This window comes from Pseudomonas viridiflava (assembly GCF_900602065.1).
GTDB lineage: Bacteria > Pseudomonadota > Gammaproteobacteria > Pseudomonadales > Pseudomonadaceae > Aquipseudomonas.
In genome coordinates this window covers 46,500-60,746 of the sequence record NZ_UWFN01000288.1, presented here as the reverse complement: position 1 = coordinate 60,746, position 14,247 = coordinate 46,500, and the positions used below count along the sequence as shown (strand labels likewise).

General features: G+C 59.3%; 12 protein-coding genes. 3 read left to right on the top strand and 9 right to left on the bottom strand.

Going from position 1 to position 14,247, the window contains the following annotated elements:
* Positions 1-45 precede the first annotated feature (45 nt).
* From EE949_RS21750 to EE949_RS21740, 3 genes are all read left to right on the top strand, one after another.
* A complete protein-coding gene (locus tag EE949_RS21750; protein ID WP_122666197.1) occupies positions 46-1,362 on the top strand; it encodes an OprD family porin in 1,317 nt (438 codons plus the stop codon).
* A 19-nt stretch (positions 1,363-1,381) separates the two neighbouring features.
* Positions 1,382-2,200: a transporter substrate-binding domain-containing protein gene (locus EE949_RS21745; RefSeq protein WP_122666196.1), complete on the top strand. Its 819-nt coding sequence runs from the start codon at positions 1,382-1,384 to the stop codon at positions 2,198-2,200.
* Between the two features lie 170 nt (positions 2,201-2,370).
* Positions 2,371-3,042, top strand: a complete 672-nt coding sequence (locus tag EE949_RS21740; protein WP_122666195.1) for an RraA family protein — start codon at positions 2,371-2,373, stop codon at positions 3,040-3,042.
* A gap of 1 nt (position 3,043) precedes the next feature.
* On the opposite strand, the gene tauD is transcribed toward EE949_RS21740, so the two are convergent.
* The 9 genes from tauD to EE949_RS21695 all read right to left on the bottom strand — a co-directional run bounded on the left by tauD (position 3,044) and on the right by EE949_RS21695 (position 14,074).
* Positions 3,044-3,877 (bottom strand): taurine dioxygenase, encoded by an 834-nt coding sequence (gene tauD, locus EE949_RS21735; RefSeq protein WP_122666194.1) that lies wholly within the window; start codon positions 3,875-3,877, stop codon positions 3,044-3,046.
* Positions 3,878-4,055: 178 nt separating this feature from the next.
* Complete coding sequence (gene tauC / locus EE949_RS21730; RefSeq protein WP_122666193.1) at positions 4,056-4,892, bottom strand: taurine ABC transporter permease TauC; 837 nt, start codon at positions 4,890-4,892, stop codon at positions 4,056-4,058.
* Positions 4,889-5,680 (bottom strand): taurine ABC transporter ATP-binding subunit, encoded by a 792-nt coding sequence (gene tauB / locus EE949_RS21725; RefSeq protein WP_122666192.1) that lies wholly within the window; start codon positions 5,678-5,680, stop codon positions 4,889-4,891. The genes tauC and tauB overlap by 4 nt, the downstream gene beginning before the upstream one ends.
* Before the next feature lie 15 nt (positions 5,681-5,695).
* Positions 5,696-6,673 (bottom strand): taurine ABC transporter substrate-binding protein, encoded by a 978-nt coding sequence (gene tauA / locus EE949_RS21720; protein WP_122666191.1) that lies wholly within the window; start codon positions 6,671-6,673, stop codon positions 5,696-5,698.
* A gap of 147 nt (positions 6,674-6,820) precedes the next feature.
* Positions 6,821-7,750 (bottom strand): sulfonate ABC transporter substrate-binding protein, encoded by a 930-nt coding sequence (locus tag EE949_RS21715; RefSeq protein WP_122666190.1) that lies wholly within the window; start codon positions 7,748-7,750, stop codon positions 6,821-6,823.
* A gap of 217 nt (positions 7,751-7,967) precedes the next feature.
* Positions 7,968-9,005 (bottom strand): L-glyceraldehyde 3-phosphate reductase, encoded by a 1,038-nt coding sequence (gene mgrA, locus EE949_RS21710; protein WP_122666189.1) that lies wholly within the window; start codon positions 9,003-9,005, stop codon positions 7,968-7,970.
* On the bottom strand, positions 9,002-10,342 hold the full coding sequence (locus EE949_RS21705) for an alpha/beta hydrolase family protein (protein ID WP_240350547.1): 1,341 nt from the start codon (positions 10,340-10,342) through the stop codon (positions 9,002-9,004). Before EE949_RS21705 ends, mgrA begins: the two co-directional genes overlap by 4 nt.
* Positions 10,339-11,679: an LLM class flavin-dependent oxidoreductase gene (locus EE949_RS21700; protein ID WP_122666188.1), complete on the bottom strand. Its 1,341-nt coding sequence runs from the start codon at positions 11,677-11,679 to the stop codon at positions 10,339-10,341. The genes EE949_RS21705 and EE949_RS21700 overlap by 4 nt, the downstream gene beginning before the upstream one ends.
* 163 nt (positions 11,680-11,842) lie before the next feature.
* Positions 11,843-14,074: a TonB-dependent receptor gene (locus EE949_RS21695; protein ID WP_122666187.1), complete on the bottom strand. Its 2,232-nt coding sequence runs from the start codon at positions 14,072-14,074 to the stop codon at positions 11,843-11,845.
* Positions 14,075-14,247: the final 173 nt, after the last annotated feature.

Sequence of the window (14,247 nt, the reverse complement as noted above, 5' to 3'; positions counted from 1 at the left end):
CTGCACGGGCGCTCCCGATGTGTCCGGGTTATCAAGGAATGTTAAATGTTCAAGTCAACACTCACGGCCGCTGTGGCGGCGGGCCTGTTTGCACAACAGGCCGCCGCGGCGGGTTTTATCGAGGACAGTAAAGCGACGGTGACGGCCCGACATTATTATTTCAATGGTGATAACAGAGACGGTGCGGCCGAACCTTCAAAGCAGGAAGAGTGGGGGCAGGGCTTTATTATTGATTACACCTCCGGTTTTACTCAGGGTGTTGTCGGTGTGGGTGTCGATGCGTTGGGGCTGGTCGGGATAAAACTGGATTCGGGTAAAGGCACGGCTTACAACTCTGGCAGTTCTTCCGGTGGCGCAGTGTTTCCAAGTGACAGCGATAATCGTGCGGTCGACCAGTTCGGCAGTCTGGGGTTGACCGGCAAAGTTCGACTTTCGAAAACCGAACTGCGCCTGGGCACCTTGCAACCCAAGTTGCCGGTCGTGACCTACAACGACGGTCGCCTGTTACCGCAGACATTCGAAGGCGGGCAGATCACCAGCAAGGAATTCGACAACCTGACGCTGATCGGCGGCAAGCTTGAATACGCCAAGGGGCGCAACTCCACCAGCGCGGATTCGCTGTCTATTTCCGGCTCCAACAGCCGTACCGGTCAGCGCAGCAATGCCTTTTATTACGGCGGCGCGGATTACCGGATCAGCAAGGACCTGCTGGCGCAGTATTACTACGGCAATCTGCAAGACTTCTATACCCAGCACTTCTTTGGCCTGACTCACAACCTTGAGTTGCCAGCGGGCAAGTTGAAAACCGATCTGCGTTACTTCCTCAGTGATTCAGACGGCAAGAACGCCAGTCAGGAAGGACGGCTGGCAGGTTATCGCGCGTCTGGCCGCCCAGGTACTTCAGGTGAGGTGGATAACCGGACCTGGAGCGCTTTGTTTACCTACAGCCTGGCCGGGCATGCACTCAGTGCGGGCTATCAGCAGGTCAACGGCAACAGTGACTTTCCTTTCCTGAATCAGGGCGACGGGGCGACGGCGTATCTGATCACCAATAAGCAGATCGGCAAGTTTCAGCGTGCTGGCGAGCAAACCTGGGTCAGCCAGTACGGCTACGACTTCGCCGAAATCGGCGTGCCGGGCCTGAAGAGTTCTGTTTCATATCTGCGTGGCAGCAACATCAAAGCGGCTGGGGCAGGGCATGAGTGGGAACGTGACCTGAGCGTCAGCTATGTAGTGCCGACCGGTACGTTCAAAGGGCTGGGTCTTACCTGGCGCAACGCAGCCTTGCGTTCCGGCGTCACCAGTCAGCGTGATCAGGACCAGAACCGCGTCATCGTCAGTTATTCCCTGGCGTTGTTTTAATCCCTTGAGGTGACCTGTCATGTACAAAAAAAACGTTAGTTCGTTGTTGCTCGGCGCCGCGCTTCTGGCAGGCATCGGTGTCGCTCACGCCGATGCGACGCTGGACAAAATCCAGCAGCGCCATGTCATCAGCGTCGGGATCATGGTCAGTGGTTTGCCGTTTGGCACCCTGGATCCCACAACCGGCGAACCCAAGGGTTATAACGTCGAACTGGCCCAGGGGGTGGCTGATGGTCTGGGGGTGAAAGTAGACATGGTCCCGGTATTGGCACCGAGCCGTGTGCAGTTCCTGCAGCAAGGCAAGGTCGACATCCTGATCGCCAACATGAACCTAACGCCGGATCGGGCCCAAATGCTTGATTACGTGCCGACGCCTTATGAGGAAATCGCCGCAGCCGCGTTGATGCGCAAGGACGCGGGTATCAAGCGTTGGGAAGACCTGCGCGGCAAGCCGGTGTGCGTGTCTCAGGGAAGCAACTTCATCAACTGGCTGCGGGGCACCTATGGCGCTGAAATCAAGGCGTTCCGCAGCCAGTCCGAGTCGCTGTTGTCCCTGCGGGGCAATGGCTGTGTGGCAGCGGTGCATGTCAGCCCGACCCTGCAGGCACTGTTGGCCAACCCGGAGTGGGCCGACTACGAAATCCCGTTGCCAGCAGACCGTGACCCACTGCAATCGGTGATCTGGGTGCGCAAGGGCGAGCACGATATTCAGGGCAGAATCGACGCCATTGTCCGTGACTGGCACCGCAGTGGCTGGCTGATCGAAACCGGCAAGCGCAACGGCATGATTCCGTCGCCGGGGCTGTTGGCGTTGCATGAGAAATATCGGGGTGAATAAAACATCACCTACTGAATAGACACGATTTTGTAGGAGCTGCCGAAGGCTGCGAAGGCATTCATTCTGATACACCGCCATCGCAGCCTTCGGCAGCACCTACAACGATCCTGTTCACTGCGCGATAGTGTGGTGTCAGGACGCAATGACAGGAACGGACAGGAAACCCCAACATGCCCATAGGCTTCAGAGTCCTCAACCGTCAGCGTGCGGTGACGGCAGAGCAGGTCGAGCGTTACCGGAATCTGCCGGTGGCCAATATCAGCGATTCAATGCAGCGCATGACCGCAGGCGGTGCCGGGTTACGGCCCTATCATCGCGGCGCAGCCTTGCTGGGCGTGGCGCTGACGGTTAAATGCAGGCCGGGCGATAACCTGATGCTGCACCATGCGCTGAACATCGCCGAGCCCGGTGACGTGATTGTGGTCGACGGCGGAGGCGATTTGACCAACGCGTTGATCGGCGAGCTGATGCTCACCTTCGCTCAAAAAAAACAGCTCGCCGGCGTGGTCATCAACGGTGCTGTGCGTGACACGGGCAGCATTGCGGCCAAAGATTTTCCGGTGTATGCCCGAGGTGTGACTCACCGAGGGCCGTACAAGAACGGTCCGGGCGAAATCAACGTGCCAATCGCAATCGACGGCATGGTGGTTGAACCTGGAGACCTGATCGTTGGTGACGCGGACGGCGTGCTGTGCGTGCCGTTCGATCAGGTTGATGCCGTGTATGAGTTAGCCAATGCCAGGCACCTTGCCGAGCAGGCAAAACTGCAAGCCATTGCCGAAGAGCGCAATGATCGCAGTTGGGTAATCAATGCTCTGCTAGCCGCCGGTTGCGACCTCTGAATCAAACCGGCACATCACCCAGAATCGTCGCCCGGTGCATGACCCGCCGCTGCGGCCGGTAGTCATCAACTGCGTAATGCTGAGTGACGCGATTGTCCCAGAACGCCACGTCATCGGCTTGCCAGCGCCAGCGAATGGTGAACTCCGGGCGGGTCGCGTGGCTGAATAAAAACGCCAGAAGCGCTGCACTTTCGGCCTCACTCAACTCGTTGATGCGCGACGTGAAACCATCGTTGACGAACAACGATTTGCGGCCACTCACTGGATGTGTACGGATCACCGGGTGCGGGATCGGCGGGTACTGACGGCGAGTCTGTTCCCAGCGGGCGATGTCTTCCGGCGTGGTGCCGAAGCGTGCCAGTGGAAACGAGCGGGTGAAATCATGCGTCGCGGTCAGCCCATCGAGTAGCGTTTTCAGAGGGAGTGACAACGCCTCGTACGCAGCAATGCCGCTGGCCCACAATGTATCGCCACCGTATTCCGGTAACTGTTTTGCACTGAGCACTGCGCCCAAAGCAGGGGTTGGCAGGAAGGTCACGTCGGTATGCCAGATCGCGTTGTCGCGTACGTCGGTAACCGCCGTATCGAGGATCAATACCTCGGGTTGCTCCGGCACATTCGGGTAGATCGGGTGCACGTGCAGTTCGCCAAAACTGGCGGCAAACCGCGCCTGTTGTCGAGGTGTCAGTGGCTGACTACGAAAGAACAGCACCTGGTGTTTCAGCAGCGCCTGTTCGATGGCCTCGCGCTGTTCGTGAGTCAGTTCCTGGCTCAGATCAATGCCGCTGATCTGTGCGCCGAGGGCTGGGCTTAGGGGGGAGATCTGGATGGGCATGAAAGGTGTCCGGATTCAGGAGCAAGTAACGGTTTTCATCTTTAAACAGTTCCTGTGGGACCGGATTTATCCGGGAAGGCGGCATTTCAGACGACACAAGTGTGCCGGATGGACCGGACCCTTCCCGGATAAATCCGGTCCCACAGAGATTGCGTAAGGCTTTGTTGGAAAGGTTTATTCAATGACTCTGCCCATGCCATGGCACCAGCTTGCGCTGCAGGGCTCGCAAACCCATTTCCATGGCAAAGGCGATCAGGGCGATGACGAGGATTCCCAGCACCACCACATCAGTGACCAGAAACTGCGCCGCTGACTGCACCATAAAGCCCAAACCGCTGGTCGCGGCGATCAGTTCTGCAGCGACCAGGGTCGACCAGCCGACACCCAGCCCGATGCGCACGCCGGTGAGGATTTCCGGCAGCGCGCTTGGCAGGATCACGTGGCGAATCAACTGCCAGCGAGTGGCACCCAACGATTGCGCAGCACGCAATTTCGTCGGGTCAACGGTGCGTACGCCGGTCGCGGTGGATATGGCGATGGGGGCGAAAATCGCCAGGTAGATCAGCAGCACTTTGGAGAACTCGCCGATACCACACCAGATCACGATCAGCGGCAAGTAAGCCAGCGGCGGAATAGGGCGGTAGAACTCGATCAGCGGATCGAATATGCCACGGGCAATGCGGTTGCGGCCAATGGCGATACCCACCGGAATGGCAGTGAATACGGCAACCAATAGCGCCAGGCCGATGCGTTGCAAACTCGCGCCCAGGTGCTGCCAGAGGGTCGAATCCATGTAGCCGCTGGTCATCAGCAGCCAGGCTTTTTCGAGTACCGAAGAGGGTGGTGGCAGGAACAGCGGTTCGATAAGTTCTGCGGCAGTCACCGCCCACCACGCCACCAACAGCACCATCAGCGTCAACACGCTGATTGTACGGGTGCTCAGTTTCCAGCGTACAGGGGCGGGGATGGTTTCAGGGGCAGAGGTCGTGCTGCCCGGCAATTCGTAGCTGCTCATGCGAACTGCTCCCGAGAGACGCCGCGCTGGGAAAAAACGCTGGCCAATACATGTTCCCGGGTGTCGATAAAGCGTGGGTCAGACTTGATCGAGCGGGCCGACTCCCCGGCGGCATAACGCTGCCCGAAGTCCAGTTGCAGGCGTTCGGCGATGTGTCCCGGATTTGGCGCCAACAGAATCAGGTCGGTGGCGAGAAACACCGCTTCTTCAATATCGTGGGTGATCAGGAACACCGGTTTGGCGGTGCGCTGCCAGACTTGCAGCAGCAGTTCCTGCATCTGTTCGCGGGTGAATGCATCCAGTGCGCCAAACGGTTCATCCATCAGCAGTACACGGGGATCCGCCGCCAGCGCTCGGGCCAGGCCAACACGTTGCCTCTGGCCACCGGACAGCTGCCAGATCTTGCGTTGGTCGAAACCAGCGAGGTCCACCAGAGCGAGCATTTCCCTGGCTTTGGCCTCACGCCGATCGCGCGGTACACCCGCCAGTTGCAGGCCAAACGCGACGTTGCTCAACACGTCCTGCCAAGGCAGTAACGCATCGTCCTGGAATACCACGCCGCGCTCAGCACCCGGACCGTTTACCGCCGCGCCGTCCAGGCTGATGCTGCCGGCGCTGGGCGGCACGAAACCGGCAATCAGATTAAGCAGAGAGGTTTTTCCGCTCCCCGACGGACCCAGCGCCACCAGCAATTGCCGGGGGCCGAGGCTGAGGGAAATGTCCGCCAGCACCGGCTCGGTCGCGCCGGGGTACTGTGCGCTGATGCGCTCCAGTTTGAGCAAAGCCATGGGCTGAAACTCCGCTTATTGGGTGATGAATTTGTCGCTGACGTAGGGTGCGTAATCAGCCAGTACCGCATCGACCTTGCCTTGCTCCTTGAGGAACGCGGCGGTCTTGGTCACGGCGTCGATGGTCGGCGCACCGAGCAGTGCGCTTTGATCTGCGGCCAGCGGGTAGACGTTGCCTTGCAGCAGGCCCGGGATGTCCGAGGTTTTAGCGCCGGACAGCTTCACCAGCTTGTCGACGTTGCTGGACTTGGCCAGCCAGGCGGCTGGATCCTTGCGGTAGTCGGCGTAGGCGTCGAGGGTGACTTTGGCGAAGGATTTGACGATTTCAGGGTGCTTGTCGGCGAAGTCCTTGCGCACGATCCAGGCGTCGAAGGTCGGTGCGCCGACCTTGGCCAGTTCACCAGAAGTGATCAGCACTTTGCCGTTTTCCTTGGCGACACCCAGGGCCGGGTCCCAGACGTAGGTGGCGTCGATGTCACCGCGTTTCCAGGCGGCGGCAATGGCCGGTGGCGCGAGGTTAAGAATGGTGACTTTCGACGGGTCGATATTCCAGTGTTTCAACGCGGCCAACAGGCTGTAGTGACCGGTAGACACAAACGGCACGGCAATCTTCTTGCCGATCAGATCCTGAGGTGAATTGATCCCCGAACCGTTGCGTGCGACCAAGGCTTCAGCGGCGCCAATCTGCGTCGCGATCAGAAACGTCTCAACCGGTAGCTTGCGGGTGGCGGCAGCGGTAAAAGGACTGGAACCGAGGTAGCCGATCTGCACATCACCGGAGGCAATGGCAGTGATTACGTCGGCACCGTTTTCGAATTTAAGCCAGGAGATTTTCGAGTCGGTGGCTTTCTCGTAGGCGTTATCGGCCTGGGCGACTTTGGCCGGGTCGACGGTGGTCTGGTAGGCGACGGTGAAGTCGGCTGCTTGAGCCAGATACGAAGCGCCAGTCAACGACAGTGCCACCAGAAGGCGAAGAGGGAAGTGCAGTTTCATCATGAAGCTCCGAATCAGGCTGGCCGGGGACTGGCTGAAGCAGGAGACTAAATGATCTAAGAAACTCTAAATAAATAACCTTTTTGCATTAGCTTATGAGCGATTTCGTTGAGGGATCGCTCATGGTTCTTCCCTTGAATCAGGGCGTTATTTCCAGACGGCTTCCTGGACATTGATCTTTTTCGGCAGCAGTTTGTTCTGGAAGAACAGATCAGCCGTCGCCTGTTGCGCGGCGATGATGTTGGCGTCCACTGGCAGGATCGGCGACGGTGGCCGGTTGTCCAGGTAGCGGGTGATCACCTGTTCCGGCAGCCCCATGGAGCTGGTCAAAATGTCGATGCTTTGTTGACGCTGGCTGCGGGTCAGGGCTTCGGCGGCGGTGAGTTCATCAAGCACTGCATGAACAAAGTCCGGGTGCTGAGTGGCGTAGTCGCGACGTGCGCTGTAGATCGGGCCGGACAAACCCAGCCCGGTACCGTCGGCCAGCAGACGACTGTGACCTTCGATCAGGGCCAAGGAGGCATAAGGGTCCCAGATTGCCCAGGCATCGACGCTGCCTTGTTCGAAGGCGGCACGGGCATCGGCGGGGGTGAGGTAGATCGGCTGGATATCCTTGAAACTCAAACCGGCCTTGTTCAGCGCTCGCAGCAATACGTTGTTGGAGCTGGAGCCTTTCTGGAAGGCGACTTTCTTGCCTTTCAGGTCGGCGACGCTTTGCAGTGGACTGTCCTTGCGGACCAGGATGGTTTCTGCGGCGGGCTTGGCTGGCTCGGCGCCGACGTAGACCAGATCGGCTCCGGCCGCCTGAGCGAACAGCGGTGGGATATCGCCGGTGGAACCTAAATCCAGCGCGCCAACGTTGAGTGCTTCAAGCATCTGCGGACCTGCCGGGAACTCGATCCACTGGATTTTGGTGTCGGCGAAGCGTTTTTCCAGCAGGCCTTTTTCCTTGGCGATCACCAGAGCGATGGAGCCTTTCTGGTAGCCGACGCGCAGTGTTTGCGGGTCGGCTGCCAAGGCTGATTGTGCGGATGCCAGGCCGATCAGGCCTGCGAAGAGTAGTGCTATGGATTTCATTGAGGGCTCGCTATCTAAAACACAAAAACTTGCGGCGGTTGGCGATCCTTTGTGGGAGCCGGGCTTGCCCGCGATGAACGATAACGCGGTATGTCTTCAATCCGCGTCTCATGCATCGTCGGAATGCCGCCCAGACCAAGCCCGGCTCCCACAGCGGAATGCATTCCCCAAGAGGAATTGCATTTCACAGGAGGGTGTATTTATTGAGGCTGGTAAATCACTCCGCCAACGACGGTTTTTCCCACAGGTTGATGCCGCCTTCCTGGGCGAAGCGGTCGATTTCTGTCAGTTCTTCCTGACTGAATTCGAGGTTCTTCAGCGCCTCGACATTCTCGACGATTTGCTCCGGACGGCTCGCACCAATCAATGCCGAGGTTACGCGCGGGTCGCGCAGGGTCCAGGCCAGGGCCATTTGCGCCAGGCTCTGACCGCGACGTCTGGCGATCTCGTTCAAGGCCCGAACGTGAGCAATGTTGGCTTCGGACAAGTGCGAAGCCTGCAACGAACCGCCACCCGGACGATTGACCCGGGCATCCTGCGGCACGCCGTTGAGGTATTTGTCGGTTAACAAACCTTGAGCCAGTGCGGTAAAGACGATCACCCCGGCGCCCAGCTCATCGGTGGTGTCCAGCAAGTCCTTTTCTACCCAGCGATTGAGCAGGTTGTAGGCCGGTTGGTGAATCAGCAATGGCACTTTCCACTCTTTCAGCAGCGCGGCGATTTCACGGGTTTTGCTGCCCGAGTAGGAAGAAATACCGATGTACAGCGCTTTGCCTTGTTGCACGGCAGTTGCCAGGGCGCTGGCAGTTTCCTCCAGCGGCGTGTCCGGGTCGAAGCGGTGCGAGTAGAAGATATCAACGTAATCCAGACCCAGACGCTGCAAGCTCTGATCGAGGCTGGCCAGTACATATTTACGCGAACCTCCGCCCTGACCATAAGGGCCGGGCCACATGTCCCAACCAGCTTTGGTAGAGATGATCAGCTCATCGCGATACTGCTTGAAGTCCTCGCGCAGCAGCTTGCCGAAGTTACGCTCGGCGCTGCCATAGGGCGGGCCGTAGTTGTTGGCCAGGTCAAAATGATTGATGCCCAGATCGAACGCCGTGCGCAGCATGGCGCGCTGGGTGTCGATCGGCGTGCTGTCGCCAAAGTTGTGCCACAGGCCAAGCGATAGCGCGGGCAGTACCAACCCACTGCGGCCAGTGCGGCGATAGGGGATTTTTTCGTAGCGGTTTTCGGCAGCGGTATAAGTCATTGTGGGTCTCGTTCGGTAGTCGAAGACGGGGTCGCTTGCGCTGGCCAGTGATAGAACTCCAGGCCCAGAGCGCTGCGATTTTTGAAGCCCTTCCAGTAAGTGTGATCAGGTTTTTCTCGTCCGGTTTCGTCCGTCGACCATTTGCCGTCCGCGGCCCGTGGCACCAGGGTCAACCACGGCTGGCGGTCTACGCTTTTGAGTTGCTGATCGAGAAAGGCCAGAACAAAGTGCTGATTGATGTTGTTGATCCGGCTGCTGTCCCAGACCGGCTCAGCATAGGCGGAAAAATCATCGGGATGGCTGCTCGCCGCTGCAGGAGGCGGATTTGGGGCGATGTTATGGCGGGCATTTTCGTAGACGAGCAGGTAGCGGTCAGCGTTCTTCGCGCCTTCTGCCAGGCGTCTGACGCCGTCGGCATAACCGGCGACATCATCTTGATCGCCCGCGATAAACAGGCTGGGTATGCGCAGTCCAGCCAAGCCTTTCTCATCAAACAGGCCCTGCTGTCCGCCCCATGGCGCGAAAGCGATCAGTGCTTTTATGCGTGCGTCCCGTACCGCTTCGAAGTCCGGGTTACCCGCTTGTCTGGCCTGCAAGACGGTGCCTGGCACAAAGCGTGATGCCACTGCGCTGGTGCCAACGCCTGCTGCATTCAGTACGCCATAGCCTCCCATGGAATAACCAAGCAGGGCCGTGTGGTGGGTGTCTATTTTGCCAGCGAGCGGACTGCCACTGCCTGACTTCGCCCAGTCAGTGATCTGGTCCAGCACGAACAGAATATCCAGAGGCCGGTTGAGCAGGGTGCTGGCAAAACCGGCCCGGTCGGCGCGAGTGGATTCAGTGTGATCGATAGCGACGACAACATAACCGTGAGAAGCGAGAAACTCGGTCAGGTAACTCATCTGCAAGCGTGAGCCCGGATACCCATGGGAGACGATCACCAGCGGGAATTTCTTGTCTTGGAGCGGCTGGGCATCGCGTGCAGCGCGGCCTTCGAAGGTGAACGGGGTATTGGGCCGAGCCGGGTTGTTGGCGCCTGCGCCGAGCACGTCGGTGTAAGTGCCGAGCTCGGCCTGGCCAGCTTTCAACTGCGCCGGATACCAGACCTCCAGACGCAGCGGACGGTCGTAACGCGGGTTACTGTCGGTGCTGGTCGCCGCGAGGATGTTGAGTTGATCGCGATGGACCACGTCAATGGTTCGCACACCGACCTGATAAGCGCCACGTGCGGCCAGTTCCGGTGCATCCGGGCGTGGATCGCCATTGAGCGCAAACGCGCTGCACGACAGGCTCCATACCAGCAGCAGGCTGGCGACTCTCAAGGGTTTGCAACTCACTTGGAATCCTCCGCAAAACGATGATGTGGCCGTTGCAGGCCGAGGTTTTCCCGTAGCGTGCTGCCGGTGTACCCAGTGCGAAACAGGCCACGACGCTGTAGCTCAGGCACCACGTAATGAGCCACGTCTTCAAGGCCCCCAGGCAGGTGCGGTACCAGCACATTGAAGCCATCGGCAGCGCGTTCCTCGAACCAGGCTTGCAGTTCATCGGCGATTTGCGTCGGGGTACCGATCAGGCTGTAGTGCCCGCGACCTCCGGCAATGCGGCGGCCCAATTGGGCAAGGGTCAGGTTTTCATCCTGTGACAGCTGAGTCAGCAGTTTCTGTCGGCTCTGCTGGCCGCTGTCAGTCAGTGGCAACGGCGGCAACGGTTCGTCGAGAGCGTAACCGGACAGATCGAAATTACCCAGCATCCGCCCCAGCAAGGCGACGCCGACTCGCGGCTCTACCAGTTCCTGAAATGCTTCGAATTTTTCCCGGGCCAAGGCTTCGCTGTCGCCGACCACCACAAGCACGCCGGGCATTATTTTCAGGCTGTCAGGATCACGGTCGAAGCGTGCCATGCGACCTTTGATGTCGGCATAGAAGGCTTGGGCGTTGGCCAGTGAGGTTTGCGCAGTGAACACCACTTCGGCGGTTTCCGCTGCCAGGTCACGGCCGACTTCCGAAGAGCCTGCCTGAACGATCACCGGCTGACCCTGAGGCGAGCGGGCCACGTTCAGCGGGCCTTTGACCCTGAAGTGCTCGCCCTGGTGATCCAGTACATGCAGTTTGGCTGGGTCGTAATACTCGCCGCTGGCCTTGTCGCGCACAAAGGCGTCGTCTTCCCAACTGTCCCACAGACCGGTCACGACCTTGTAAAACTCGCGAGCGCGGCTGTAGCGTTCAGCGTGACCGATGTGTTCTTCACGGCCGAAGTTTTGCGCTTCGGCGGCGGCGTCGGAGGTCACCAGATTCCAGCCCGCACGGCCACCAGACAGGTGATCCAGCGAAGCAAACTTGCGCGCCACGTGATACGGCTCGTTGTAGCTGGTGGTGGCGGTGCAGATCAGGCCGATGTGTTCGGTGACTGCACTGAGCGCTGACATCAGGGTCAGCGGTTCAAAATGATCGGAGCGTGCCATGTGACGGGCGCTGGCGCCTGTTGCTGCGGCGACGCTGTCAGCGACGAATAGCGCATCGAACTTTGCTGCTTCGGCCACCTGCGCCAGATGTTTGTAATGCTTGAAGTCCAGCCCTGCGTTGGCCGGTACATCCGGGTGACGCCAGGCAGCCACGTGGTGCCCGGTGGCCATGAGAAAGGCGCCGAGCTTGAGTTGGCGAGGTGTGTTGCTCATGTGTTGTTCCTTGTTGAATCAAGTGCGATGTCGACAGCGAGAAGAATCCTTGTAGGAGCTGCCGAAGGCTGCGAAAGCTTTTGTCCTGACACACCGTCATCGCAGCCTTCGGCAGCTCCTACAGGGCCCCTTTTTGCTGTGCTACAGGGTTACTTTCTGCGCATCAAAAATCCTTACGCAACTGCACCCCAAAATACCGCTCATCATCGCGCGGTACCGCGCGGGTGATGTAGTTGCCGGTAGCGGCCAGGCCGGGAGAGTAGGACTTGTCTGCCAGGTTCTTGGCCAGTAGCGCCACGCGCCAACCGTTGTTGTAGTCGGCCAGTGCGACGCTGGCGTTCCAGATGCCGTAGGCACCCTGCACCGTGTCCGGGTTTTGAGTGATGTCGTACTGCACTTCGCTCTGCCAGCTGTAATCCGTGCCCAGTTCAACATCCAGGCCATTGTCCAGCGGGATGCTGTAGTCAGCCCGCACGTAGCTTTTCCAGTCCGGAGAGAAGGGCAGGGTTTTGCCGTCAACGTTGCACGATGCGGCCGCGCCCGCCGGGCAGGCGAAGGTGTCGATGCGCGCTCTGGTGTAGGCCACTGCGCCGGAAAGCTTCAGGTTCTGCGTGGCTTGCAAGGCGAAATCGGCTTCGACACCTTCGGTGGAAACGCTGCCCGCGTTGATCAACCGCGTCACCACGCTACCTGCCACGGTATCGAGGAAGTTCGCCTGATAGTTGTCGTAGTCGCTGTGGAATACCGCCAGGTTGGTGACCAGATGATTGTTCCAGCTGGTGGCCTTGACGCCCAGTTCCCAGGTATTGGAGGTCTCCGGTTTGAGGGCGTCGGTGTCCCGCGGCTGCATGTTGAAGAACACGTTGTAAGCCGGGCCTTTGTAGCCGCGCGAATAGGTCAGGTAGGTCATGACGTTATCGGTCAGGTCATATTGCAGGCCCAGGCGTCCTGACCAGCCATCTTCATCCACCGATCCTGAACTACTGGTGCCAGGGTTGATGCCTGCCACGGCGGTAGGCGAGGTCGATACCCGGCGGTGATCGTACTCCAGCTCATCGTGGGTCCAGCGCAAGCCGGCGATCCCGCGAAAGGCCGGGGTGAAGTTCAGCGTGCTTTCGCCAAACACCGAATAGCTGTCGCTGGTCGTCCCGTAATCGGCGACACCCACGGCGCTGGCGGTTGGCGTTACCAGCGTGCGGCGATAGGTTTCTTCATCCTTGCCATGCATGTAATACAGGCCGCCGACGTACTCCAGAAACTGACCTTTGGGTGAGGCCAGACGCAGCTCCTGCGAGTATTGATTGAAGTCCAGGTCGCCCTTGTCTTCAGTGCCCGGAAACGCTGCGGTGATGTTCGCCAGGCGATCACCGTCCTGCCATTGAGTGTTGTTCCAGCCGCGCCAGGCGGTGATCGACGTCAGGGTGTAGTCACCCAGATTCCAGTCCAGTTGCGCAGACAGACCTTTGTTGATGTCTTCAACGTGGCTGCGGTAATCACTGACGATGTCACGGTTATGGTCGCTGGCGCGTACCGGCGCCAGAGCACCGGCAAAAGCCGGGTTCAGCGCGGAACTGACCACCCCGTTCGGCGCGTCATCATGGGACTGCATGTAGTCGGCGATCACCGTCAGTTTGACGTCATCGTTGGGCGTGAATTCCAGCTTGCCGCGCGCGCCCTTGCGGTTGTAACCGTTGACTTCCTGACCGTTGGCCTTGTTGTCGACGTTGCCGTCATAGCTGCCGAACAGGGTCGTGATGGAGGCTTTGAGGGTGTCCGGAATCAGGCTGCCGCCGATGCCGAAACGGGTGCGACTTTCATTGCCGCTGTAGTACGACTGATCGATATAACCATGGGTTTCTTCAGTGGGCGCCTTGCTGATCACATTAAGCACGCCCGCTGAAGCGTTCTTGCCGAACAGTGTGCCTTGCGGGCCGCGCAATACCTCGATGCGATCCAGGTCGAGCAGGTCCAGCGTCGCCTGACCGGGCCTGGCGTAAACCACGCCGTCGACAACGGTAGCCACCGTCGGCTCGACACCTGGCGAGGTGGAAATGGTGCCCACACCACGAATGAACAGTGAGGTGTCCTTGTTCGATGCGCCGGTGCGGAAATTCAGGCTGGGGATCTGCTGGACGATGCTGGATACGCCGTTGCGGTTGTCACGCTCCAGTTGTTCCCCGTCGACCACCGAGACAGCCACCGGCACTTTCTGCAGCGATTCCTCGCGACGGGTAGCCGTCACGGTCACGGCTTGCAACGTCGCGGTTTGGCCTTCAGTAGTAGTGGTGGTGTTGCTGTCGGCGGCGAGGCCTGGCAGCGAAGTCAGTGCCAGTGCAGCGGCGATGGCCTGCGCCAGGCGCGCTGGTTTGATGATGTCCCCATAAGTGTGTTGCATGTCGATGCTCGCTTGAAAGATGCCCTGACTGCCGTGACTCTTCGGTCACTGCTCCTGATGTAGGCGTTGGCTGTTCCGCGGCATTCGCTCAAGCGAGTAGCTGACAAGATCATTCCGTTAGCGCTAACATCGCCAGTATCGACAAGGACGGTATAGATCGTCCAATACTCAAA